The organism is Rhodanobacter sp. C05 (assembly GCF_002001165.1).
Taxonomy (GTDB): Bacteria; Pseudomonadota; Gammaproteobacteria; order Xanthomonadales; family Rhodanobacteraceae; genus Rhodanobacter.
In genome coordinates this window covers 206,362-231,310 of the sequence record NZ_MUNQ01000007.1, presented here as the reverse complement: position 1 = coordinate 231,310, position 24,949 = coordinate 206,362, and the positions used below count along the sequence as shown (strand labels likewise).

The 24,949-nt window shown below is 62.4% G+C and carries 25 protein-coding genes and 1 tRNA gene; 24 read left to right on the top strand and 2 right to left on the bottom strand.

Annotation, left to right across the window (positions count from 1 at the left end; translation table 11 throughout):
* Positions 1–18 precede the first annotated feature (18 nt).
* Positions 19–504 (bottom strand): GFA family protein, encoded by a 486-nt coding sequence (locus tag B0E51_RS05595; protein WP_254424418.1) that lies wholly within the window; start codon positions 502–504, stop codon positions 19–21.
* A 113-nt stretch (positions 505–617) separates the two neighbouring features.
* Between B0E51_RS05595 and B0E51_RS05590 the strand changes: the two genes are divergently transcribed.
* The 12 genes from B0E51_RS05590 to B0E51_RS05540 all read left to right on the top strand — a co-directional run bounded on the left by B0E51_RS05590 (position 618) and on the right by B0E51_RS05540 (position 14,803).
* Positions 618–2,459, top strand: a complete 1,842-nt coding sequence (locus B0E51_RS05590) for an ABC transporter ATP-binding protein (protein ID WP_168172582.1) — start codon at positions 618–620, stop codon at positions 2,457–2,459.
* Between the two features lie 293 nt (positions 2,460–2,752).
* A complete protein-coding gene (locus B0E51_RS05585; RefSeq protein ID WP_077443965.1) occupies positions 2,753–3,214 on the top strand; it encodes a GNAT family N-acetyltransferase in 462 nt (153 codons plus the stop codon).
* Between the two features lie 62 nt (positions 3,215–3,276).
* Positions 3,277–4,857, top strand: coding sequence for a murein biosynthesis integral membrane protein MurJ (gene murJ, locus B0E51_RS05580; RefSeq protein WP_168172578.1), 1,581 nt, complete (start codon positions 3,277–3,279; stop codon positions 4,855–4,857).
* 63 nt (positions 4,858–4,920) lie between these two features.
* Entirely contained in the window at positions 4,921–5,358 is a 438-nt protein-coding gene (locus B0E51_RS05575; RefSeq protein WP_077443852.1) for a Rap1a/Tai family immunity protein, read from the top strand.
* Between the two features lie 375 nt (positions 5,359–5,733).
* Complete coding sequence (locus B0E51_RS05570) at positions 5,734–6,156, top strand: MerR family transcriptional regulator (RefSeq protein ID WP_077443851.1); 423 nt, start codon at positions 5,734–5,736, stop codon at positions 6,154–6,156.
* A complete protein-coding gene (locus B0E51_RS05565) occupies positions 6,156–8,744 on the top strand; it encodes a heavy metal translocating P-type ATPase (RefSeq protein WP_077443850.1) in 2,589 nt (862 codons plus the stop codon). Before B0E51_RS05570 ends, B0E51_RS05565 begins: the two co-directional genes overlap by 1 nt.
* Positions 8,745–9,056: 312 nt before the next feature.
* Positions 9,057–9,221 carry a hypothetical protein gene (locus B0E51_RS19460; protein WP_168172577.1) on the top strand — a complete coding sequence of 55 codons (165 nt, stop codon included), beginning with the start codon at positions 9,057–9,059 and terminating at the stop codon, positions 9,219–9,221.
* A gap of 87 nt (positions 9,222–9,308) precedes the next feature.
* The gene (gene folC, locus B0E51_RS05560) at positions 9,309–10,589 is read left to right on the top strand and encodes a bifunctional tetrahydrofolate synthase/dihydrofolate synthase (protein WP_077443849.1); all 1,281 of its coding nucleotides are present in this window, start codon (positions 9,309–9,311) and stop codon (positions 10,587–10,589) included.
* A 101-nt stretch (positions 10,590–10,690) separates the two neighbouring features.
* On the top strand, positions 10,691–11,734 hold the full coding sequence (locus tag B0E51_RS05555; protein ID WP_077443963.1) for an SPOR domain-containing protein: 1,044 nt from the start codon (positions 10,691–10,693) through the stop codon (positions 11,732–11,734).
* A gap of 39 nt (positions 11,735–11,773) precedes the next feature.
* Positions 11,774–12,406 (top strand): CvpA family protein, encoded by a 633-nt coding sequence (locus B0E51_RS05550; RefSeq protein WP_077443848.1) that lies wholly within the window; start codon positions 11,774–11,776, stop codon positions 12,404–12,406.
* 29 nt (positions 12,407–12,435) lie between these two features.
* Complete coding sequence (gene purF, locus B0E51_RS05545; protein WP_077443847.1) at positions 12,436–13,911, top strand: amidophosphoribosyltransferase; 1,476 nt, start codon at positions 12,436–12,438, stop codon at positions 13,909–13,911.
* A 70-nt stretch (positions 13,912–13,981) separates the two neighbouring features.
* Complete coding sequence (locus B0E51_RS05540) at positions 13,982–14,803, top strand: ferritin-like domain-containing protein (RefSeq protein WP_077443846.1); 822 nt, start codon at positions 13,982–13,984, stop codon at positions 14,801–14,803.
* Positions 14,804–14,860: 57 nt separating this feature from the next.
* On the opposite strand, the gene B0E51_RS05535 is transcribed toward B0E51_RS05540, so the two are convergent.
* Positions 14,861–14,937 (bottom strand) — tRNA-Pro (locus B0E51_RS05535).
* Positions 14,938–15,104: 167 nt separating this feature from the next.
* Here B0E51_RS05535 and hisS point away from each other — a divergent pair.
* The 12 genes from hisS to B0E51_RS05480 all read left to right on the top strand — a co-directional run bounded on the left by hisS (position 15,105) and on the right by B0E51_RS05480 (position 24,801).
* Positions 15,105–16,490 (top strand): histidine--tRNA ligase, encoded by a 1,386-nt coding sequence (gene hisS / locus B0E51_RS05530; RefSeq protein WP_077443845.1) that lies wholly within the window; start codon positions 15,105–15,107, stop codon positions 16,488–16,490.
* A gap of 153 nt (positions 16,491–16,643) precedes the next feature.
* Entirely contained in the window at positions 16,644–16,940 is a 297-nt protein-coding gene (locus tag B0E51_RS05525) for a GIY-YIG nuclease family protein (protein ID WP_077443844.1), read from the top strand.
* A gap of 121 nt (positions 16,941–17,061) precedes the next feature.
* Complete coding sequence (locus B0E51_RS05520; RefSeq protein WP_077443843.1) at positions 17,062–18,978, top strand: aromatic amino acid ammonia-lyase; 1,917 nt, start codon at positions 17,062–17,064, stop codon at positions 18,976–18,978.
* Positions 18,979–19,003: 25 nt separating this feature from the next.
* Positions 19,004–19,396 carry a DUF6165 family protein gene (locus tag B0E51_RS05515; RefSeq protein ID WP_077443842.1) on the top strand — a complete coding sequence of 131 codons (393 nt, stop codon included), beginning with the start codon at positions 19,004–19,006 and terminating at the stop codon, positions 19,394–19,396.
* A gap of 159 nt (positions 19,397–19,555) precedes the next feature.
* The gene (locus B0E51_RS05510) at positions 19,556–20,794 is read left to right on the top strand and encodes an integrase arm-type DNA-binding domain-containing protein (protein WP_077443841.1); all 1,239 of its coding nucleotides are present in this window, start codon (positions 19,556–19,558) and stop codon (positions 20,792–20,794) included.
* Between the two features lie 91 nt (positions 20,795–20,885).
* Positions 20,886–21,749, top strand: coding sequence for a hypothetical protein (locus B0E51_RS05505; protein WP_077443840.1), 864 nt, complete (start codon positions 20,886–20,888; stop codon positions 21,747–21,749).
* Between the two features lie 82 nt (positions 21,750–21,831).
* On the top strand, positions 21,832–22,089 hold the full coding sequence (locus B0E51_RS19810; RefSeq protein ID WP_077443839.1) for an AlpA family transcriptional regulator: 258 nt from the start codon (positions 21,832–21,834) through the stop codon (positions 22,087–22,089).
* Positions 22,086–22,244 carry a hypothetical protein gene (locus tag B0E51_RS19455; RefSeq protein ID WP_168172576.1) on the top strand — a complete coding sequence of 53 codons (159 nt, stop codon included), beginning with the start codon at positions 22,086–22,088 and terminating at the stop codon, positions 22,242–22,244. The genes B0E51_RS19810 and B0E51_RS19455 overlap by 4 nt, the downstream gene beginning before the upstream one ends.
* Positions 22,241–22,702: a hypothetical protein gene (locus tag B0E51_RS05495; protein ID WP_077443838.1), complete on the top strand. Its 462-nt coding sequence runs from the start codon at positions 22,241–22,243 to the stop codon at positions 22,700–22,702. Before B0E51_RS19455 ends, B0E51_RS05495 begins: the two co-directional genes overlap by 4 nt.
* Entirely contained in the window at positions 22,692–24,323 is a 1,632-nt protein-coding gene (locus tag B0E51_RS05490) for a hypothetical protein (protein WP_077443837.1), read from the top strand. Before B0E51_RS05495 ends, B0E51_RS05490 begins: the two co-directional genes overlap by 11 nt.
* Entirely contained in the window at positions 24,320–24,535 is a 216-nt protein-coding gene (locus B0E51_RS05485; protein WP_077443836.1) for a hypothetical protein, read from the top strand. Before B0E51_RS05490 ends, B0E51_RS05485 begins: the two co-directional genes overlap by 4 nt.
* Positions 24,532–24,801 (top strand): hypothetical protein, encoded by a 270-nt coding sequence (locus tag B0E51_RS05480; RefSeq protein WP_143525801.1) that lies wholly within the window; start codon positions 24,532–24,534, stop codon positions 24,799–24,801. Before B0E51_RS05485 ends, B0E51_RS05480 begins: the two co-directional genes overlap by 4 nt.
* Positions 24,802–24,949 lie beyond the last annotated feature (148 nt).

Here is a 24,949-nt window from a genome sequence, read left to right as displayed (position 1 = left end):
GCCATTCGGTCCGGCAGTTCAGCGCTGACTGCTGGCCAGCAGTGCCTCGCGTCGTGCAAGGCTCGCCGCAGGCCAGTACTCGCTGAGTTTGTAGAATTCCTCCACGGCGGGCACGCCTGGCGGAAGCATCACCCAGGGTTGCCTGGTCGAGGTGAAGATGTGGATGTCCGGCGACAACCGACCCGGTTCCTTCAGCGTGCCCACGCGCACGAAAGCCATCGCCTTGCCACCGCCTGGATAATGACTCCACAACGCGACATGGCATTGCGCACAACGCGCGATCTGCTGGCCCTTGCCGCTGAGCGACGGCGTGTCGACCATGATGGGCTCACCCTGCAGCGGGATCACGCGATCGGTTTCGATCACTGCATTCAAGGCGAAGGCGCTGCCGGTTTCGCGCTGGCACCAGCTGCAATGGCAGCAGTGCACGAACATCGGTTCGCTGGTCAGTCGATAACGGATGGCGCTGCAGGTGCAGGCGCCTTCCAGCGCTTCAGTCGTCACGGTGGGTTCTCCCGTATTGCGTCGATGAGGTGATGCATGACGCGATATCGTCACACCGCATCGGGCGTGCTTCAAGCACAATATGGACATATGCAAGTCGGGAACACCTGATGATCTTCCGCTGGTTCGAATCCTTCATCGATCCGTTCAAGGAACCGGTCGACGACATGCCACCGCCGTCGGTGGGGCGGTTTTACCTGTTCTACCTGCGCCAGGTATGGCCGGTGTTCGCGGCGGCGATCGTGGTGGGTTTCGGCGTGGCGATCGTCGAGGTATCGCTGTTCGGTTTCATCGGCAGCATCGTCGACATGGCGAAGGGCGTGCCGGCGCCTGACTTCTTCCGGCAGCACGGCCACGAGTTGCTGTGGATGGGCTTCGTGGCGCTGATCGCGCGCCCGCTGGTGATCGGCGCGCACGACCTGCTGGTGAACCAGTCGATCGCACCCAGTCTGACCAACCGCATCCGCTGGCAGAACCATCGCTACGTGATCCGGCAAAGTCTGGGCTTCTTCCAGAACGATTACGCCGGGCGCATCGCCAACCGCATCATGCAGACCGGCGCCTCCCTGCGTGAGTCGGCGGTGCAGATCGTCGATGCGATCTGGTACGTCACCATCTATACCGGCAGCGCGATCGTGCTGTTTGCCAAGGCCGATTTCTGGCTGGCCGCGCCGCTGGTGCTGTGGCTGTTTGCCTATGTCGGCACGCTGGCGTTCTTCATTCCGCGCACCAAGCAGCGTTCGTGGCTGGCCTCGGAGGCGAAGTCCAAACTGATGGGCCGGATCGTCGACGGCTACGGCAATGTGCTGACGTTGAAGCTGTTCGCGCACACGCGGCGCGAGGAAAGCTACGTGGCCGAAGCGATGGCCGAGCAGACCGGCAAGCTGCGCCGGATGACCCGGCTCACCACCGCGATGGACGCGAGCATTACCACGCTCAACGGCTTCCTGATTGTCGGCACTTCGGCGCTGGCGATCTGGTTGTGGAGCCAGGGCAAGGTGACCGTGGGTGCGATCGCACTGTCGACCGGGCTGGTGATCCGCATCAACAACATGTCCGGCTGGATCATGTGGGTGGTCAACGGCATCTTCGAGAACGTCGGCACCGTGCAGGACGGCATCACCACCATCTCGCAACCGCGCGCGGTGCAGGACCGCGAAGGCGCAATGCCGCTGGAAGTGGTCAACGGTGCGGTGCACTTCGAACAGATCCATTTCCATTACGGGAAAAAGGGCGGGGTGATCGCCGGGCTGGATCTTGGCGTGCGCGCGGGCGAGAAGATCGGTGTGGTCGGACCGTCCGGTGCGGGCAAGTCCACCCTGGTCAATGTGCTGCTGCGGCTGTACGACCTCGAAGGTGGCCGCATCCTGATCGACGGCCAGGACATCGCACAGGTGACCCAGGAAAGCCTGCGCTCGCAAATCGGCGTGGTGACCCAGGACACCTCGCTGCTGCATCGTTCGATCCGCGACAACCTGCTGTATGGCCGTCCTGACGCCAGCGAAGCGCAGATTCTCGACGCCGTGCGCAAGGCCCGTGCCGACGAATTCATCCCGCAGCTGATCGACGGTGAAGGCCGCGTCGGCTACGAGGCGCTGGTCGGCGAGCGTGGCGTGAAACTCAGCGGCGGCCAGCGCCAGCGCATCGCGATCGCCCGCGTGCTGCTCAAGGACGCGCCGATCCTGGTGCTGGACGAAGCCACTTCCGCACTCGACTCCGAAGCCGAAGCGGCGATCCAGGACAGCCTCGACATCCTGATGCAGGGCAAGACGGTGATCGCCATCGCACACCGGCTTTCCACCATCGCGCGGATGGACCGGCTGGTAGTGCTGGACAAGGGGCAGGTCGTGGAAACCGGCACCCATGCGGAACTGATCGCACACGAAGGCTTGTACGCGCGATTGTGGAAGCGGCAGACCGGCGGCTTTGTGGCGGCCGAGGATGCCGTGGCGTGAGCGTTGCAGCCGTGGCTGCCTCGTTGATCAGGCCTGCGATGTCGAGCCCTGATGGGGCTGGTGCTTACTTAAGCGCAAATTTAAGTGCAAAGCCTCACTTTCTTAAGCGCAAAGCCTCATTTTTCGTCATTCCCGCGAAAGCGGGAATCCAGTGCCTTTTGCTCCAACAGTCACACCGTCATTCCCGCTTTCGCAGGAATGACGGTGCTTAAATTAAATTAAATAAGTGCCATTCAGCTGCTGCTAGCGGATGACGCAACCTGTTCGTATTGCGTAAAATTCAGGGACTCAGTGTGAATCAGAACGTCGCGATAAGGTCGGTCCGGCAAGAAGACTTTCCGGCTTGGAAACTGCTCTGGGATGGCTATAACGCCTTTTACGGGAGGAGCGGCCCGACCGCGTTGCCGGCGGATATCACGCCGATGACCTGGTCGCGTTTCTTCGATGCCTACGAGCCGGTGCATGCTCTCGTCGCCGAAAGCGAAGGTCAGCTGCTGGGTCTGGCGCACTTCCTTTACCACCGCAGCACCACCCAACTTGGTCCCAGCTGCTATCTGCAGGATCTGTTCACGCTCGACGCAGCGAGGGGCAAGGGGATAGGGCGTGCGCTTATCGAGGAGGTCTGCCGGCGAGCCCGCGAGGCTGGCAGTCCGCGTGTCTACTGGCAGACCCACGAGACCAATGCGACCGCCATGCAGCTCTACGACCGGGTTGCCGAGAAGTCCGGCTTCGTCGTTTACCGCAAGCTGCTGTAGATGGACGTAGAGGCATCACTCGCGTAAATGATAGGCTCGGCGTTTTGAGCGGGCGTGTGAGCATGGTGAAGGAGGCTGGTCGAAAGCACGCCGTACTGGTCGGGGCGGGCATCCTCTGCAGCCGCATCTTCGGCCTGGTGCGCCAGCGGGTTTTCTCGCACTACTTCGGCCTGTCGGACGCCGCCGACATCTTCAGTTCGGCACTGCGCGTGCCCAACTTCCTGCAGAACCTGTTCGGTGAAGGCGTCCTCTCCGCGTCCTTCATCCCGGTCTACGCCGGCCTGCTGGGCCAGGGCAAGCGCGAGGAAGCCGGACGTCTGGCCGGGGCGATCGCCGCCATCCTGGCCCTGGTCATTTCCATCATCGTTGCCGTTGGCGTGGTGGCAACGCCCTGGCTGCTGTGGCTGATCGCACCCGGTTACACCGGCGAGAAGCGCGAGCTGACGATCCTGATCGTGCGGATCCTGTTTCCCGGTACCGGGGTCCTGGTCTGGTCGGCGTGGTGCCTGGGCATCCTCAACAGCCACCACAAGTTCTTCCTGTCCTACGTCGCGCCGGTGGTGTGGAACCTGTCGATGATCGTGACGCTGCTGGTCTTCAGGAACCTGCCGTCCGACACGTTGATCGTGTACCTGGCGTGGGGCACCGTGCTGGGTTGCCTGCTGCAGTTCCTGGTCCAGCTCCCGTCGGTGCTGAAGCTGGTGCCCGACATGCGGTTTCGCCTCGATATGCGCAGCCTGCATGTGCGGCAGGTCGTCGGCAGCTTCATGTCGGTGGCGGTAGGACGCGGCGTGGTGCAGATCAGTGCCTTCGTCGACCAGGCGATCTCGACCCTGCTCGGCCGCGGCGCGATGGCGGCGATGACCACGGCGGCCTCGATCAACATGTTGCCGATCAGCCTGTTCGGCATGGCGGTATCGGCCGCGGAGCTGCCGACCCTGTCGCGGATGGCCGGGCAGGAACTCGACGAGACCACCGCAGTGAGTCTTTCTGCGCGACTGGACAGCGGGCTGGAGCGCATTGCGTTCTTCGTCGTGCCCTCGGCCGTGGCATTTTTCGCCCTGGGCAATGTGATCGTGGCGGCGCTCTACCAGTCCGGCGAATTCACCAGCAAGGATTCCTACTACGTGTGGGCGATCCTTGCCGGCTCGGGCGTGGGCCTGCTCGCCTCGACGTTTGGCCGTCTGTATTCTTCAACCTATTACGCGATGCGTGACACCAAGACGCCCTTGCGCTTCGCACTGGTGCGGCTGGCCGTCACGGCAGTCCTGGGGCTCGCCAGCGCCTTCCTGCTGCCTTCGATGCTCGGTATACCGGCGCAGTGGGGTGCGGTGGGCCTTACCGCATCGGCCGGCGTGGCCGGCTGGATCGAGTTCTATCTGCTGCGGCGAAAGATGAACATGAAGCTTGGGCCGACTGGTGTGCCGGTCGCGATCATGTTCAAGCTGTGGTCGGCGGCGTGTCTGGCGGCTCTCGCAGCATGCGCAGCCGAGTACGTGGTGCCGAGCCATAGTCCGATACTGACGGCGATCTACGTGCTTGGCATTTACGGCGTGGCCTATTTCGCATTGACCTATCTGATGCGCATCAGGGAATGTATGGAGTTGTTGGGTAAGCTGCTGCGTCGTGTGGGTATCGGATAATAAATATCGGTGTCTGCTTTCGACTGCGGACACTGGATACGTTCATGGGGAGTGGAAAGAGCAATGCACACCAGATTCGCGAAACAACTGCTATCTGCAATTTTGGGTTGCTTGATATCTGCCTCAAGCTTTGGAGCAGTTCAGGATGCTGATCATCTTCCTCGTACTGGCGAGGAGCTTTTGCCTTACCTTGAGCGGATCGCTATCTATGAGCCGACAAAGCCATTTTCTCCATTGCCACAAGGCAAATTTATCGGTCTTTTATGGACGAACAGCTTCATAACAGGGGTTTTTCAGGCTGTTCGTGCGCAAGCATATGAGGACAAGAAGGACATATCTTGCATAGACCTGAATAACGCTTCGAATCAAAGGATCGCCAACGGAGCAATCCTTTACATGCAGAAACGCCCTGAGATGAAGACACAGCCGCCCATTGCGATTATCTATATGACTATCGCCGCGCTGTACCCGTGTATTCAGAGTCCAGCCAAGACAAGTTGACAAATTGCAGCCGTCGAGCTTGTTAGTCAGCTACCGAGCTAAAGGCTGCGCTCTCGAAATCTCAAGGGCTGAACCATGAGCACAAAAACTACGGCCGATGCCGATCTCGACAAAAGTGGCACCGCGGAAGCCACGACTTCACCGACTGGCATGCATCGCCTGCCACACTGCGCCTTGGACACCGAAGAAACAGCGTGTCTCGACGAAATTCAGCACGAGTCCGCGCTACGCGAGTCCGCGCTGCGCGCACCTCGATAGGCGACTGGCCTATCGGCTCCGGCGGGAGCGACGGCATCCGGATAGCCGGAAGTTGCTGGCAATGCACTCGACACAGCCCTTGACTCTAGACCTGGATCACGGGTCTAGACTTGAGCCATGAACACACAACACATCTCACTCACCATCGGTGCCGTCGCCAAGCGCGTCGGTGTGGCGATCGACACGATCCGTTACTACGAACGCGAGGGGCTGCTGCCCGAGCCAGTGCGGCGTGCCTCGGGTTATCGCAGTTATGGCGAAGGCACGATTGCGCAGTTGCGCTTTATCCGCCGCGCCAAGGATCTCGGCTTCACGCTGGAGGAGATCCGTGAACTGCTGGTGTTGTCGGCAGATCGGCAACGTGGGGTGAAGGCGGTGAAGCAGCGGGCGCAGCAGCGCCTGGCGGCGATCGAGCTGCGGATTACGGAACTGCAGCGCGTGCGCGATGGGTTGGCGCAGCTGGTCGAGTCTTGTCCGGGGCATGGCAAGCCAGAGGAATGTCCGATCCTGCGTGCGCTGAGCGACGAGGTGCTGTCGTGATGGACGAGCACGCTTCCCGTTGCCATGGGGGCGATCAACCCGTGAAGGCGACGGCGACTGATCCGGTCTGCGGCATGCAGGTGGATACGGCCGCATCGAGACATCAAGCCACGCACGACGGGCAGGTGTTTCATTTCTGCTGCGCTGGTTGCAAGGCGAAGTTCGTAGCGGCGCCGGCGACATATCTGCGCGTGCCTGGTTTGAAGGTGACGTCGTCGGCTTGCTGTGTGGTGAAGCCTGTGGCGGCCCACGATCATGCACACGCTCACCATGACCATCCGCATCACGGCCACGTCCACGCGGTGAAGGATCCGGTCTGCGGCATGACCGTGGATCCGCGTACCGCGAAACATCACGCCGAGCACGACGGCCGTCCGTACCACTTCTGCTCCGCGCGTTGTCGCGAGAAGTTCGTGGCCGAGCCGTCCGCTTATCTGGAAGGTCGCGCCGCCCCGTCGCCGGCAGCGCCAGGCGCGATCTACACCTGTCCGATGCACCCGGAAGTGCAGCAGGTCGGCCCCGGCGATTGCCCGAAGTGCGGCATGGCGCTGGAGCCGATGATGCCGAGCCTGGACGAGGATGACGGTGGTGAGCTGTCGTCGATGACGCGGCGTTTCTGGACGCTGCTGACGTTGACCGTGCCGGTATTCGTGCTGGCGATGGGGCCGCATCTATTTGGCTGGCATCTACCGACGCCGTGGGGCGGCATGGCTGGTTGGGTCGAGGCGCCGCTGGCAACGGTCGTGGTGCTATGGGGCGGCGCGCCGTTCTTCGCGCGTGGTTGGCGCTCGTTGAAGCCGTGGCATCCGAACATGTATACCCTGATCGCGCTGGGCACCGGCGTGGCGTGGCTGTACAGCGCGGTGGCGCTCCTGCTGCCGGGAATTTTCCCGGCCGGCTTCCGCGACATGCACGGCAACGTCGCGGTGTATTTCGAATCGGCGGCGGTGATCGTCACTTTGGTCACGCTGGGTGATTTCCTGGAGTTGCGCGCGCGTCGCCGTACCGGCGCGGCGTTGAAGGCGCTGCTCGGCCTGGCGCCGAAGACCGCATGGCGGATCGCTGCGGACGGCAGCGAGGCCGATGTGCCGCTGGACGAAGTGCATGCCGGCGACGTGCTGCGCGTGCGTCCCGGCGAAAAGGTGCCGGTCGATGGCGTGGTGCTGGAAGGCGAGAGCCATGTCGACGAGTCGATGCTCACCGGCGAGCCGATGCCGGTGGCCAAGGCGAAGAACGATGCGCTCACCGGCGGCACGGTGAATCAGGATGGCGCGCTGATCATGCGCGCCCAGAAGGTCGGTGGCGCGACGATGCTGGCGCAGATCGTGGCGCTGGTGGCGCAGGCGCAACGCAGCAAGGCACCGCTGCAGCGCGTGGCCGATCGGGTGGCGGCGTGGTTTGTGCCGACAGTCGTGGCCGTGGCGCTGCTGGCGTTTGCACTGTGGGCACTGCTGGGGCCGGAGCCACGGTTCACGCATGCGTTGATAGCGGCGGTATCGGTGTTGATCATCGCCTGTCCGTGTGCGCTGGGCCTGGCCACGCCGATTTCGATCATGGTGGCCAGTGGCCGCGGCGCGCAGAACGGCGTGCTGTTCAGGGACGCCAGCGCGATCGAGGCGCTGCGCGGGATCGACACACTGGTCGTGGACAAGACCGGCACGCTGACCATGGGCAAGCCGGTGTTGACCGAGTTGACAAGCCTTGGCGGTCAACCGCGCGAGCACCTGTTGGCGCTGGCTGCTGCGCTGGAGCGATCGAGCGAACATCCGCTGGCGCGGGCGATCGTGATCGCAGCGGAAGCGGAGAGCGTGCCGGGGGTGGCAACCACGGATTTCCGTTCGCTGACCGGTCGTGGTGTCGGCGCGAAGGTAAGCGGTAGCGAGGTAGCGCTGGGCAACGCGAAGTTGATGGCGGAGTGGCACATCGCGATTGCCGATACCGTCAGCGCACGCGCCGAGCAACTGCGCGGACAGGGCGCCACGGTGATTTTCATGGCCGTTGACGGCGCGCTAGCAGCCTTGCTCGCGGTAGCTGACCAGATCAAGCCAGACACGCTAGCTGCACTCAAGGCATTGCGCGCGGCTGGCCTGCGCATCGTGATGCTGACCGGTGACAACATCATCACCGCGAAAGCGGTGGCACGTGAGTTGGGCATCGACGACGTGCATGCGGATGTCTCGCCGATTGACAAAACCACCGTGGTGAACGCCTTGCGTGCCGCCGGCCGCCGCGTGGCGATGGCCGGCGATGGCATCAACGATGCGCCCGCGCTGGCTGCGGCCGACATCGGCATCGCGATGGGCAGTGGTACCGACATAGCGATGGAAAGCGCGCAGGTGACCCTGATCAAGGGCGAGTTGGGCGCGATCCTGCGTGCACGCACGCTGTCCCAGGCAACGGTGCGCAATATCCGGCAGAACCTGTTCTTTGCCTTCGTCTACAACGCGGTCGGCGTGCCACTGGCGGCCGGCATGCTGTACCCGTGGTTCGGCATCACGCTGTCGCCGATGATCGCCGCGCTGGCGATGAGCCTGTCCTCGGTCTCGGTGGTGAGCAATGCGCTGCGGCTGCGGCAAATACGGCTGTGACGATTGTCACCAGCGATCGCTGACGGCTGCGCCTGTCGCCATCGGGGCGATCCGCCGATCATTCCTCCCGCACCACGACGGTGCGGGGAGAACTGACATGAAGACCTTCATCAAGTATCCGATCCTGGACAAGTGCCTCGCACTGCTGGTCGCCGCGACGGCAACGGCGGTGGTGGCGTTCGCGCTCTGCCACGCCAGCATTGCACTGCCAGTCTGAGCACGCCCGACAGCGCGGCATTCACCTGTCGACATCCTTCCAACCTTCTTCGTCATCGACACCGGCCTGCATCAGGCCTGGTACGGGAGATCACCATGAACGTCATCAACGACACCCGCGGCACACTGGAGAAACACATGCCGCTGCTGCTTGGCCTGCTGGTGGCCCTGCTGGCCGGCAAGGCGCTCAAGAAAATGTTCTGGACGGTGTTCGGCATGTACATGGCACTGCATTACAGCGGTATCCATCTGTTCGGTTGAGGTGATGCTTTAGACTTGTGCATGCACATCCATGCGATACGACGGTAGCGCTGGGTGCTGATTCACTCACAGGCACAAAATCAGCGCATGACCCGCACTCTCGCCGAATGGCTGGCGTATCAGGAACACACCAACGTGCACAGCATCGAGCTGGGACTCGATCGTGTACGGCATGTATGGCAGCGGATGGGTGCGCCCGCACCGGCACGGCGTGTGATCACAGTTGGCGGCACCAATGGCAAGGGCTCCACCGTGGCCATGCTCGAGGCCATGCTGAAGGCAGCGGGCCTGCGGGTGGGCAGTTTCACGTCGCCGCATCTGCTGGATTACAACGAACGGGTACGCATCAACGGTGCGAATGTCGACGATGCCAGCCTGATCGGCGCGTTCGAACGGATCGAGGCGGCGCGCGGTGACATGCCACTGACCTATTTCGAGTTCGGCACGCTGGCTGCGCTGGTTCTGTTTGCCCGTGCCGGCCTTGATGTGGCCGTGCTGGAAGTGGGGCTGGGCGGTCGGCTGGACGCGGTGAACATCATCGACGCCGACGTGGCGATCATCACCACGGTGGATCTGGACCATATGGACTGGCTGGGGCCGGATCGCGACAGCATCGGTCGCGAGAAGGCCGGCATTGCCCGCGCCGGGCGGCCGGTCATTCTCGGTGAGCTTGAGCCGCCGGCTGGTCTGCTGGATGCGTTGGCCGAGTGTCGTGCACGGGTCGAGCGTGCCGGTCTCGATTTTCGGGCTGAGCGTCATGCCGATGGCTGGCGCTGGCTCCATCGCGATGGCAGTGCGATGGAGTTGCCTGACCCTGCGCTGGCGGCGCCGGTGCAGTTCGCCAACGCAGCAGCGGCGATTGCCGCGCTGCATGCGCTGTGGGCCGGCGACGTATCGTTTGCGTCCAAGGATGTCTTCGCTGCGGTCAGCGCTGGCCTGCACGGAGTGCGGGTGCCGGCACGGCTGCAGTCGCTCGGTGGCGATCCGGTTCTGGTCGTGGACGTAGGCCACAACCCGCAGGCGGCACGTGCACTGGCCGAATGGCTGGATGCGCAGCCGGCTGTTCGCGTACATGCGGTATACGGTGCGCTGGCGGACAAGGACGTATCCGGCGTGATCGGCGCGCTGGATGCACGTATCGCGCACTGGCATCTCGCCAGGCTGGATCACGCCACGCCACGCGGCCTGACCGTGATGGCGCTGGCTGGAATACTTCAGCAGACCTTGCCGCAGGCAGCATTCGATACTCACAGCGATGTGGCGAGTGCCCTGCGGGCAGCGCGAGCGGCAGCACAGCCGGGCGAGCTCATCCTCGCATTTGGCTCGTTTTTCGTGGCCAGTGCCGTGCTTGCCGAAGCTGCCGCCTGAACGCAGGAACCGGACCGCGTGAACGGGTCAGCCATGGTGACCTGCACGGACAGGTATAATCACCTTGTTACGTGCCATGTTTGTCGCCACGGAGTGAAGTCTTGAATACACGCCTGCTGGGTGCTGCCGTCCTGATTGGCTTGGCGGTTCTGTTTGTGCCGATGTTCTTTTCCGGCAAGCCGCCGGCAGCCGGTGGCGACCAGAGCGTGAGCCTGGCGATTCCGCCGGCCCCGGATCGCGATCTGCAAACCAAGACGATGAGCCTGAACCCGAATGCGCCGGTGACCACGTCGACGGCGGCGGCGCCGTCAGGCGCTGCACCCGTGACTCCGCCAGCAGCTACCTCCGTTGCGCCCGGTGCGGGTGACCAGCTTGCTACGGTGAACATTGGTTCCACCCGTCCGCGTGATGTCGAAACCGATCCCAATGCCGGCAAGACCCCGACACCGACGACGGTAACTACTGGTGCGGGTACTTCACCGAGCCAGCCGATCATTCCAATGCAGACCAAGCAGACGGCCAATGTGCCGGCGAGCCGGCCACAGCCGGTTGCTGTCGCTTCCCAGCCGACGCCGGTCCAACAATCGGCCGTTGCCTCGGTGGCACCTGCAGCGATCGGACGCGGCAACTACAGCCTCAACCTCAGTGCCTATGCCAGTGCGGCCAGTGTCGCGAATCTGGAACACCGCGTGCGTGCGCTGGGCTATCCGGTGAGCACTCGTCTCATCACCCAGGCCGGACAGTCGCGCACTCTGGTGCTTGCGGGGCCGTTCGAGACGCGCGCTGCCGCCGAGGCGGCGCGACTGAAGGTCACCCAATCGATCCCCGGCGTGCCGGCGCGGCTGGAACAGGACGCCAGCCACGAAGACGCGGTCGCAGCCAGCCCCGTGTCGCCTGCAACGGCCAGGGCCGGTGGCTGGGCGGTGCAACTGGCCGCGATGAGCAATCAGGCCGATGCGAATGCGTTGCGCGACAAGTTGCGCGCGAACGGTTTCGACGGCTTCGTGGATACCGTGCAGGCTGGCGGCAAGCAGCTCTGGCGCGTGCGTGCCGGCCCGCAGACGCAACGCGCCGATGCAGTGCGCCTGCGCGACCAGATCAAAGTGAAGCTGGGTACCGACGGCAATATCGTCCCGGTACCTTGAGCATGCACGCACCACCATACGAACCGGGCAGGTGAGCGGATGAACTGGACTGACTACATCATCATCGGCGTGCTCGCCCTGTCGGTCCTGATCGGGCTGTGGCGCGGCCTGGTTTCCGAGGTGCTGGCGCTGGCGATCTGGATCGCGGCGTTCTGGGTGGCCTGGACATTCGGTCCGGTGGTTGCGGCGCATTTCGACCACATCATCGAGCTGCCGTCGGCACGGATCATCGTCGGTTACGGCATCTGCTTCGTGACGGTGCTGATTCTCGGCGCGTTGCTGCGTTTCGTGATCAACAAGCTGATCGAAACCACGGGCTTGTCCGGAACCGATCGCCTGCTTGGCATGTTGTTCGGCTTTGCGCGCGGTGTGCTGCTGGTAAGTCTGCTGGTGTTCCTGGTCGGCTTTACCGCATTCACGCGTGACCCGTGGTGGCAGCAATCGGTCCTGCTGCCGCAGTTCCAGCGGGTGGCGGCGTGGCTGGAACAGCGGGTGCCGCCGAGCGTGGCCGAGCATCTGCACCCCTCAGCCGTACTTGATCATCTGCCCAGCTTGCCAGCCGCGCTGGCGAACCCCATATCCGGATCGACGCCGGCTTCGGCGGCGACATCGGCACACACGGTTGCACCGGCAGCTGGCACCAGCGTAGCCGGTCATCCCAAGAATCCCTGAACGCGACATCCTGAAGCAGGCAACACACCATGTGCGGAATCATCGGCATTGTCGGTACCACCGAAGTGGCATCGGCGCTTTATGACGGACTGACGGTACTGCAGCACCGCGGCCAGGATGCCGCCGGCATCGCCACGGTGGACGGTTCGCGACTGCGCCTGCACAAGGGCAACGGGCTGGTGCGCGACGTGTTCGGCCAGGCAGCGATGAGCGGCCTGCGCGGGCGTATCGGCATCGGCCATTGCCGCTACCCCACCGCTGGTTCCGAAGGTTCGGCTGAGGCCCAGCCGTTCTATGTGAATTCGCCGTATGGCATCGCGTTCGCGCACAACGGCAACCTGGTCAACACCGACGTGCTGCGTCGCGAGATGTTCGAGGACGACCGCCGCCACATCAACACCGAGTCCGATTCCGAAGTGTTGCTCAACGTGCTCGCGCACGAACTGCAGATACAGGACCGGATGGAGCTGACCCCGGACCATATCTTCAAGGCCGTGGCCGGCGTGCATGCGCGTGCCAGCGGCGGTTATGCCTGTGTGGCGCTGGTGCTCGGGTACGGCCTGGTCGCGTTCCGTGATCCGCACGGCATCCGTCCACTGGTGCTGGGCGAGCGGGTTACCGCGGAAGGTCGCGAATATGCGGTGGCTTCGGAGTCGGTCGCGTTCGACGTGCTCGGTTTCAAGCGCCTCCGCGACATCATGCCGGGCGAGGCGGTGATCATCACCGACCAGGGCCAGCTGCACAGCCGCCGCTGCGCCGAGGGCGCATCACATACGCCGTGCATCTTCGAATATGTCTATCTGGCACGGCCCGATTCGATGATGGAGGACGTCTCGGTGTACAAGGCACGCCTGCGCATGGGCGAGAAGCTGGCTGAAAAGATCCTGCGCGAGCGGCCCGACCATGGCATCGACGCGGTGATCCCGATTCCCGACACTGCGCGCACCGCGGCCAGCGCGCTGGCCGAGGCGCTCGGCGTGCCGTTCCGCGAGGGCTTCGTCAAGAACCGCTACATCGGCCGCACCTTCATCATGCCGGGGCAGGGTGAACGGGTGAAATCGGTGCGCCGCAAGCTCAACCCGGTCGAGCTGGAGTTCCGCAAGAAGAACGTGCTGCTGGTCGACGACTCGATCGTGCGCGGCACCACTTCGAAGCAGATCATCCAGATGGCTCGCGATGCTGGGGCGAAGAATGTCTATTTCGCCTCCGCTGCGCCGCCGGTGCGCTATCCGAACGTCTACGGCATCGACATGCCATCGGTCTCCGAACTGGTTGCCGCCGGCCATACCGAGCAGGAAGTGGAAACGATGCTCGGCGCCGACTGGCTGATCTATCAGGATCTGAAAGACCTGATCTGGGCCGTGCAGGACGGCAACGAGAACCTGAAGCAGTTCGACACCTCGTGCTTCTCCGGCGAATACGTCACCGGCCTCGACCAGCGCTATCTGGAACAGATCCAGATGCTGCGCTCGGACGATGCCAAGGCCGCCCGCCGGGTGGTGTGACTTGCAACTGCCTCTTCTCCCTCGAAAGGGAGATGGCCGAGGTGAGTGACGGGTGCTCACCGAGAATTCCATGACCGATCTCCACGCTGTCGCCAAACGCTGCCTTGACGCTACCGACCCGGCAGAGAAGCTGCGCCTGACCCACGAAGCCTGGCAGGCTCTCCTCGCGGGCGAGTTGCGCGCCGATCGCGCATCGCCATCGCCCGAGCCGATCGGTGCGCCGGGTCGCCCGACGAAACCGCAACTGGTCAACGCACGCCAGGTGCCGCAGCGTGGACTCGGCAGCGCAGAGGGGCGTGCTGCTCTGGTGCACGCGGTGGCGCATATCGAGTTCAACGCGATCAACCTGGCGTGGGATGCGGTCTACCGCTACCGCGACAAACCCGATGCGTATTACCGCGACTGGGCCAGTTGCGCCAACGACGAGGCACGCCACTTCGCGATGCTGTCCGGGCGACTGGCCGAGCTGGGGCATGCCTACGGCGACTTCGATGCCCACGACGGCCTGTGGGCGATGGCCGAGAAAACCGCTGACAACGATACCGCGCGCATGGCGCTGGTGCCGCGCGTGCTGGAAGCGCGCGGGTTGGATGTCACGCCCGGCATGATCGAGCGCCTGCGTCATCTGGGCGATACCGCCACGGTGGCGATCCTCGAAGTGATCCTGCACGAGGAAGTCGCCCATGTCGCCGCCGGCACTCGCTGGTATCACCATTGCTGCGAGCGTGATGGTGTTGATCCGGTTGATACGTTCTTCGCGTTGTTGCGTGACTACATGGGCGTCAGCCTGCGCGGCCCGTTCAATCTGCCGGCCCGGCGCGAGGCAGGGTTTGTCGAAGAGGAACTTGATCGGCTCACGGCGCTGGCGCTGGAAAGCCGCGCAGCACTGTAGGAATATCCTTCGCGGGCACAAAAAAGCCGACGCAAGGTCGGCTTCTTCATCGAATTTTGGTCGGGGAGACAGGATTCGAACCTGCGACTTCTACGTCCCGAACGTAGCGCTCTACCAGGCTGAGCTACACCCCGTGGGAAGCCGCGTATCTTAATCGTCAGGCGGGGGCTTGGCAACAGTTTCGACGCATCTTGCTGCCGACGCGGCTGCGGAGGGCGCAAGGCGTTCTGCTAATCTTGACGGCTGTCGTCGCGCGGTCAGCCGCCGGACGGAATGTTCCCCATCGTCAGTAGAGGATTCCATGGCGCTTACCCCGGCCCGCACCATGCCCGGCGTGCTTGAGCTGTTGCCGCTCGACCAGATCGCGTTCCAGCGCATGCTCGACGTGATCCGTCGCAATTACGAGCGTTTCGGCTTCCTGCCGATCGAGACGCCGGTGATCGAATACTCCGACGTGCTGCTGACCAAGACTGGCGGCGAGACCGAACGGCAGGTGTACTTCGTGCAGTCGACCGGGGCGCTGAACGCCGCGAAGGACGACGAGGGCATGCCCGAACTGGCGCTGCGCTTCGATCTCACCGTGCCGCTGGCGCGCTATGTGGCCGAGCATGAGCGCGACCTGAGCTTCCCGTTCCGTCGCTACCAGATGCAGAAGGTGTACCGCGGCGAGCGCGCCCAGCGCGGTCGTTTCCGCGAGTTCTATCAGTGCGACATCGACGTGATCGGCAAGGATGCACTGTCGGTGCGTTACGACGCCGAGATTCCGGCGGTGATCTACAGCGTGTTCCGCGAGCTGAACATCGGTGCGTTCACCATCCAGCTCAACAATCGCAAGCTGATGCGCGGCTATTTCGAGAGTCTGGGCATCATTGACGGCGAACAGCAGATGCTGGTGCTGCGCGAGGTGGACAAGCTGGACAAGCGTGGCGCCGATTACGTGCGCGACACGCTGACCGGCGAGACGTTTGGCTTGAGTGCCGAGGTGGCGCAGAAAATCCTCGCTTTCGTGCAGGTGCGCTCCACGTCGTTGCAGGATGCGTACGACAAGCTCGATGCGCTGGGCCCCGGTCCCGAGGCCATGGAGCAGGGGCGTGCGGAGCTGAAGGAAGTGCTGGGCCTGATCCATGCGTTCGGCGTGCCGGAAACGCATTACGTGCTGAACCTGTCGATCGCCCGTGGCCTCGACTACTACACGGGCACGGTCTACGAGACCACGCTGAACGATCATCCGCAGATCGGCTCGATCTGCTCGGGTGGCCGCTACGAGAACCTGGCCAGCCAGTACACCAAGTCGCAGCTGCCCGGCGTTGGCATCTCGATCGGCCTCACCCGTCTGTACTGGCAGCTGCGCGATGCCGGTTTGATCAGTACCGCGACCAGTACGGTCGATGTGCTGGTGACCCAGATGGATGCGGCACAGCTGCCGGCTTATCTCGCGCTGGCCGGTGAGCTGCGTGGTGCCGGCATCGCCACCGAGGTGGTGCTGGAAGGTGGCAAGCTCGGCAAGCAGTTCAAGTATGCCGACCGTGCGGGCATCCGCTTCGTGATCGTGCTGGGTGAGGATGAGATCGCCAAGGGCGTAGTCACAGTGAAGGATCTGCGCCGCGAGGATCAATTCGAAGTGGCGCGCAGCGAGCTGATCAAGACCTTGCGGGTGGAGCTGGAGCAGGCTGCAGCGATGGGCTGAGGACGCAAGGCTAGAACTGCTCTTAAATGCCGTCATTCCCGCGAAAGCGGGAATCCATTTTGATCTTGGCTGTACGCCGAAGATGGATTCCCGCTTTCGCGGGAATGACGGCCAAAAGATCGGGAATGACGGCCAAAAGATACGGAGGCATGGATGACCTCGAAACAACCAGCCGTCTACATGATGGCAAGTCAGGAACGCGGCGCGTTGTACATCGGCGTAACAGGAGATTTAAAACTGCGCGTATGGGAACACCGGGCCGGTATGGTCGAAGGTTTCACTAAGCGTTACGGCGTGAAATGCCTGGTCTGGTTCGGGTTTCAGCCGGACTTTCCATCGGCCATTGCACGCGAGAAGCAATTGAAGAAGTGGAATCGCGCATGGAAGCTGGAATTGATTGAGGCAAACAACCCATCGTGGCGAGATCTTTGGGAAGAATTGCTGGATTGATCAGTGCGGATGCCAGCCGTGCATATCCCCAAGGATACAGCGGCAAAATGGATGGTCAGTTTCGTTGTTATAAAGCACCTCCCGCTTTCGCGGGAATGACGACAGTTTGTAGTGTGTAGCTATGTCCGGAGCACTCTTTAAAGTGAGCGAAATCATTCTTCTCGACGGCAACAGCCTCACCCGCGCCCAGCTGGTGGCGGTGGCACGCAACGCAGCCAATGTTTCACTGGACCCGGCAGGACTCAAGCGGGTGCAGCGCGCCGCTGATTTTCTCGCCGAGAAAGTCAGCTGTGGCGAGCCGACCTATGGCGTCACCACCGGTTTCGGCAGCAATGCGGACAAGCTGCTCGGTGCGCATCGTCTGCGCGACGAATTGCCGGGCGGGAATCCGCACAAGCCCGAAGGTACGCTGCTGGAAGAGCTGCAGCACAACCTGATCACCACCCATGCCGTATGCGTGGGCAAGCCGTTCGGCGAAGACGTGGTGCGCGCGATGCTGCTGATCCGCATCAATACGCTGATGCGTGGCCATTCGGGTATCCGCGTGAGCACGCTCGAAGCGCTGACCGCGATGCTCAATGCCGGTGTAGTGCCGGTGGTGCCGGAGAAGGGTTCGGTCGGCGCCAGTGGCGATCTGGCGCCGCTGTCGCATCTGGCGATCGTGCTGCTCGGTGGTGGCGAGGCGTTTTATCAGGGCGAGCGGGTATCGGGCGCGGAAGCGCTGAAGCGCGCCGGCCTCACGCCGATCCACCTGTCGTTCAAGGAAGGGCTCGCACTCAACAACGGCACGGCACAGATGCTGGCGACAGGTGTACTGGCGCTGGATACGCTGGAGCGATTGCTGGATACCGCCGACCTCGCCGCGTCGATGACGCTGGACGCGTTCGCCGGTCGCAGTGGCGCCTTGCGCCCTGAAGTACATGCGCTGCGTCCGCATCCTGGGCAGGTCGAAACTGCCGAGCGTGTGCGTGGACTGCTGGCTGGTTCCACCCTGGTCGATATTCCGTATCACCTGGTGCCGCGCTTCAAGTCGTGGAGTGCTGAGGCGTGGAGTGAACCGGACGACCAGGCGCTCAGTTTCGACATTGGCTGGGACTGGGTGCCGGCCAACCAGCGGCATGGCCGCGAGGCGTTCTACAGCCGCTTCCTGCCGTTCAAGGGCGGCAAGAAGCATCAGCCGCAGGATGCCTACAGCCTGCGCTGCATGCCGCAGGTGCATGGCGCGGTGCGCGATGCATGGGCACAGGCTTGTCGCGTGTTCGACATCGAACTGAATTCGGTCACCGACAATCCGCTGATCTTCCCGGACAACGAGGACGCGCAGTTCATCGAGGAGCAGGTGATTTCGGCCGGCCACTTCCACGGCATGCCGCTGGCGCTGGCGATGAGTTACGTGAAGGTGGCGATCCCCGTGCTGGCCTCGATCTCGGAACGGCGTCTCAACAAGCTGGTCGATTCGGCCACCAATGATGGCCTGCCGGCATTTCTCACCGGCAACGAGGACGGCACCGACTCCGGTTTCATGATCGTGCAATACACCGCGGCGGCACTGGTCAATGACCTGGCCACCCGCGCGCATCCGGCCAGCGTGTATTCGGTGCCGACCAGTGCGAATGCAGAGGATCATGTGTCGATGGGTGCCAACGAAGCGCGTCATGTGCTGGAGATGACTGAGGATCTCAGTCACGTGCTGGCGCTGGAGCTGTATACCGCTGCACAGGCGCTGGACTACCGTCAGGCGATGCTGAATGCTGCACATCGATTGGCGGCACGTGGTGGCTGGAAGGCGCTGGCGGCGAAGATTTCCAACGCCCCACGCGAGGATCAGCCGCACTACGCGCAATTCGTCGCCGAGGTGCAGCAATTCGCCTCTGCGCTGGCCAATGCCGAAGATTTTCATGCCGGTGCCAGCGTGCGCGATGCGCATGCGATCCTGCGCCAGCACATCAGCTTCATGCATCGCGATCGTGCGATGGATGGCGAGGTGCGTACCGTCTGTGCCCTGGTGCAGCAGGGTGCGTTTCGCTCCGCTGCCTGAACATAATCTTGACGGAAACAAGTCCATGAGCCTGATTCAAACCCCTGTGTCCTATGGAGAGCTGATCGACAAGATCACCATCCTGGAAATCAAGTCGCGCCGCATCGGCGACGAGGCCAAGCTGGCCAATGTGCGCAACGAGCTGGACTTGCTCAGTGCGACCTGGGCCAACGATGCTGCTTCACACACGGACATCAGCGCTGAGCGTGCACGCCTGCTGGCAGTGAACGAATTGCTGTGGGATATCGAGGACCAGATCCGGCTGAAGGAACGCGCCCAGGCGTTCGATCAGGAGTTCATCGAGCTGGCGCGTGCGGTGTATTTCCGTAACGACGAGCGCGCGGCGTTCAAGCGCGAGATCAACCTCAAGCTCGGCTCGCAGCTGGTCGAAGAGAAGTCTTACCAGGATTACCGCTAGAGGGCCGAGCGCGTCCGCTGGTGTCCGTTGATGATTCATAAGTGATTGAAAATATGTGATTCCGTATCTTGTCGGTTCAGCTTGGAATCGCTCGGACGCTTGCAAATTGGGTAGCTAGGCGGGTAGCTTTCGCTCTAGCTACCCAACGAATGCGCCGCCATGCCAAAGCGTCAAAGCAAAGTGTTAGAGGACTCCAATCTGCGCAGCCGCGTCGCATCTGGCATTCCTTGTGCGTTGTCCGATGGCGATGGTCTGACCTTCACCTTGTCAGCTGGTGGAACTGCCGCGTGGACGCTGCGCTACCGCATCGGCGGACGTCGCCGTGAACTAACGCTGGGCCGGTATCCCGACCTGAAGCTGGTAGATGCTCGCAAGGCCGCAGCGAAGGCGCGCGTGCAGGTCGAGTCCGGCGTGGATGTGGCTGTCGAGAAACAGCGGCGCAAGGCAGCTGATGCGCTGGCATGGACGGTGCGCGAATTGCTGCGAGACTATGAAACCCGTGTTGCACCGGGTCTGGCCGCTAGTACCGCTTTCGGCCTGCTGAATTACATGCGCACGGACATCCTGCCGGCGCTGGGCTCGCGTGTCGCCCGTGACGTAACGCCAGATGACGCTCAATCCCTGATCGAACGTGCGACGGGGCGCAGCTATTGGGCCGGTGCGAATGCTCGCAAAGCGGGCATCGCGCTGTTCAAGCATGCCCGCGCCCGTCGCATCGTGGTGGCGAACCCGTTTCGTGCAGTGAACATGCCGAGCATTGCCGCCCAACCTGCCAAGCGGCAACGCGTTGCATTGAACGCGGAGCAGATGCGCACCTTTATGCTGGGACTGCCTACGCTCGCGCCAATCGACGCCGCGCTGGCCGAACTGCTGCTACGCACTGGCGTGCGCATAGGTGAGGCCCTGAGTGCGGAATGGGTAGACGTCCATGCCGGCGAGTGGCACATACCGCGCGAGAAAATCAAAACCCGTAAACGCATGGCCGATTCGGCGTTCGTTATCCGGCTGCATCCTTCGACGCGGGCCGTTTTCGAGCGGTTGCGTGCCTTGTCTGCCGGCTCACGCTGGGTTTTCCCTGCACTGGCTGGTGGGCAGGATCGCAGCATGGATCACGAACGCGCACTGGATCGGCTCAAGGATTACGCCGCGACATTGCCGAACTTCCCAGCTATCGTCTTTCACGATTTGCGCAGCAGCGTTCGTAGCGGCATGCGTGCGTTGAACATTCGGGTGGAAATCTGCGAACGTGCCTTGAACCATAGCCTTCCGGGATTACCGGGTGTCTATGACATCGTGCAGCCCGAGCAGGTGGCCGATGCGTTCGTGCAATGGGGTGACTACTTGGATGGATTGAAGGCTGGCGGCAAGGTCGTGCCGATCAAGCACAACGCAATCTGACATTTTCAACGCCGCGCCTAGGCTGATCACTGAACGCTATGCACCTTCCATGGCTGGCGCGGCACCTATTGAAGGGCGCAGAGGTGTGCGTATGCGTCGGAGCGAAAAACAGCCGGGGTGGGTTCCGGATTTGGTGTGGTACGAATACCAAAAGAGCGCTGATTATCTGGCATGGATCAAGTCATCCGGCGGCGATATTCAAACTGCCACAGAGGCGGAGATTTTTAGCAAAATTATTCATGATGAAAGGTGCGGAGACGTCTGGGGTGTCATCCATTCGCGAATGAACGACTCTACACTCGATGAACGCGATCACCTGCGCAACATTCCTTTTCATCGCTTTTTGTGGGAAGCAAAACTGGCACTTTCTGGGCCTAGTCCTGATAGCTTTATCTCAGCCGTCGAGCGAAAGGAGCGCGGTGCGAAAATCGCGAAATTGGCTAAGCAGCTAAGTCGTGAACTGATGTATCTGGCAAACAAAGGGCAGCCGCCACCGGAAATCAGTGGCCCATTGGGAGATCTGGTTCACGGTGCGTATGAGGCCCATACGTTCGGGGTCGGTACGGAAGGACCTCAATGGGCAAGCGACGCAATGGGGCGGATGAAAGCAGGCTTGGTTGTGCATGACCTCTTTTTCCGAGAGGGAGCGAGGAACGTCCTCGCAACGCTCGATGCCTCTGCCCGAGCATGGGCCAAAACAAAGCCATACGCACATCACGCGGGAGGCCGTGACCGCATGTGCCGAGACTACTTTATTCGCAAAATGACTGATTTTTTCCACAGCAACTTTGGACGTCCGCAGCGCCGCCTAGTGGTTGAGCTCACAAGGTTGCTGACGGGGCATGAAGTTACCGAGAGAGACGTCACGCGTATCGCTCCGGTGAAGAGACGCCCCGCGCAAACTCAGGAAAAGTCACCAAGTTTACGCAGTGCGCGAAAAAGCAAAACAATCTGACTTTCACGCAATAGTTTCAGCGTCTATGTGCGCATAGCTTACGTAACCGAATCCAGCATTCCGCACGGGTTCGGAGACGTCCATGCAAAACCCCCACGAACCATTCTGTACCCAGCCCGCGCCGAAGTCTGGCAGCGTTGCAGTTCAACCGGTCCGCCTAATCCGACTCCCCGAAGTCATGCATCAGACGGGTCTGGCGCGCAGTTCTATTTACGACGGTATTGCAGCCGGCTCTTTCCCGAAGCCAGTCCCGTTATGTGGTCGCAATGTGGGTTGGGTAGAGGCAGAGGTGCAACGGTGGGTTACCGAGCGCATCGCCGCGTCGCGGGGTGCGGCATGAACCTGTTAAGTCTGGCCATCGGAGCCACCGACGATAGCCGCAACCACCTGCGCGACTACGCCGACGCTACGGACACTCCTGCATGGGAAGTTGTCGAAGCTGCCGACCTGCTGGATAGGGTCGCCGATCTTCTGGATAAGGCAGCGCAATCATGACGGCCATTGCGAGTCTGAGTCCCTCCGCACTGCTGTTGCCACGTCTTGAAGCTGTCATCAAGACCGGCAAAGGCTGGCGCGCACGTTGCCCGCACTGTGGCGGCAAGGGTCAAAAGCTGGCCATTGCCGAGGGCGATAACGGCACACTGCTGGTGACTTGTTTCAGTTGCCACGACACGTATGCGGTACTAGCCGCCGTGGGCCTGACCGTCGCCGACCTGTTCATCCGGAAAGACCTGCGCAGCATGACGCCATCGGAACGAAGCCAGCTCCGACAGGCGGCATTGATCCCGCGCTGGCACGCGGCATTGAATGTGCTGGTGACTGAGGCCAACGTGGTCTTGGCTGCATCCAATCAGCTCGCCGACAACCGGCCCTTGAATGATGCTGACCTGACGCGCGTTCGCGTGGGCACGCTTCGGATTTTCGACGCGGCGGAGGTGCTTCATGGAAACTGAAACCTTCAGCGGCGGCCCCGACGATATGGCAGCCCGGGAGGAAGCATTGCAGACGGCCGCCGGCCGCATCGCCCTGTTCGATAGCAACGGCCAGCGCAAGGCGCAAGCCACGGTGCTCACCGAGATAGGCCAGCAGCACCACTTGTTTCACGATCCAGACAGCGGAGCGTTTGCACGGGTAGCGGTCGCCGATCATGCCGAGGTCTTCCGTATTGCTGGCAGCGAGTACCGCGACCTGCTGGGCCGGGCCTACTACCTGCTAACCGGCGCGGGAGCGAACCGCAATGCGATTACTGATGCCGTTGCCACGCTCACCGCGACCGCACGTTATGCAGGCCCGGAGGAACCCGTCCACCTGCGCGTCGGTGCCAGCGATGACGGCATCGTGATCGACACCGGCGGCAGCAACTGGGCCGTGATCCAGGTTGACTCTTACGGATGGCGGATAGCGCACCAGCACAGCGCAAACTTTCGGCGCACCACGAAAGCGGCTGCCTTGCCTGTAGCCAGTAGCGCTGACTTCAATCTGATCTGGAAGTACGTCAACGTGGAACGGGCTGACCGTGTGCTGGTGGCTGGCTGGGCACTGGCAGCAATGCGCCCGCATGGCCCGTTTCCGATCCTGCTGCTACTCGGGGAACAGGGCACTGGCAAGTCCAATTCCAGCCGCACCATGAAGTCGCTCACCGATCCGTCCGGCGTGCCATTGCGACCACCTCCGCGTGATGACCGTGACTTGCTGGTGGCCGCGCTTAATTCGTGGGTGCTGGCACTGGACAATCTGAGCGGAGCAACGCCACAACTGTCGGATGCTCTGTGCCGCCTTGCCACCGGCGGAGCACTGGCCGGACGCAAGCTCTACACCGACATTGAAGAATCGGCGCATAACATCCAGCGCCCCGTCATCTTGAACGGCATCGACGATCTGGCGTCACGTCCCGATCTGGCCGAGCGATGCATCCACCTGACCCTGCCTCCGCTCACCACACGCGCTACCGAGGCCGATCTGGCGGCACAGTTCAAGGTGGACGCGCCGAAGATTATGGCGGCCCTGCTGGACGGCTTGGTGTTGGGACTGAGCGAGGTGGATACCGTCAACATTGGCCCGTTGCCCCGTATGGCAGACTTCGCCAAGTGGGCCGCTGCCGGCGTGCCTGCACTTGGCTTCACCAGCGAACAGTTCATTACCGCGTACCGGAGCAATCAGGCCGATGCCGTGGCGCTGGGGCTGGAATCGTCCACCGTGGCCTGCACCATACGCAGCTTTGCCGAGCGACAAAGCCGGTGGAAGGGTACGGCCCGCGAGCTATTGTCCCGGTTGAATCAAGAAGCCGAAGCTGACCGGAATGTACCCGGTTGGCCGCACTCACCGAAGGGCTTGCAGACGATCCTCCGTCGGCTGGGGCCATCTCTACGCAGTGTCGGCATCCACGTCGAGCACGACAAGAAGGCGGATAACCAGTACCTGACCCTATCGTGCAAGCCCCGTGGGGAACTGCCACAAGTGCCAAAACTGCCAGCCGAACCGCTTGCCGATGGCACATTGGCAGTTGTGGCACATGCCCATGAGGTTTGCACGGTGCCCTCGCGATCCAGTGACAAGGAGGTCACGACGATATGAATCCGAACCCGCTGCAAACCCTGTTGCTGGTCTGGGCCGCTGGCGGTGTGCTCACCCGCGACGGCGACAACCTTCACGTTGAAGCACCAAAGGGAGCGATACCGCCGCAACTGGTGGATGCCCTGCGCGCGAACAAGATGGAGTTGCTGGCCACCTTGCCTGTCCGTGATTCCGGAATAACTACAGCCCCTAAAAGGGAGCCAACCGCATGACATGGCAACCCGGACGGCCTGTATTGAGCGCCAGTGACCGTGTCGACTGGCAGGCATGGCGTAAGGCCCGCAAGCTGGAGCAGCAGCGCCATCGTCGCGGCAGGCATCCAAGAATCGACTACTACCCCTCCGAGGATGTGCTGGCCCTGATCCGCGAACGCACGCATGGCCGCGTCGGAGGCGACCAGTCGAGCGTTATTGACGAGCTGGTGCGGATGGCCTTCCGGAATAAAATAGGACGATTTAGAAACGGCGGGCAGGGCTAGACCGTGAGCGCTTCCGGAATTACCGATGCCATCGCGCAGGCGCGCGCGCGTGAATGACTCTGCAAAAAAGTTGGCTAGGGAACAAAAGCGCCAGCGCAAGATGGCGTGCGACAACAGCGTGGTGTGCGGAGCTCGTCGACGCCATGAT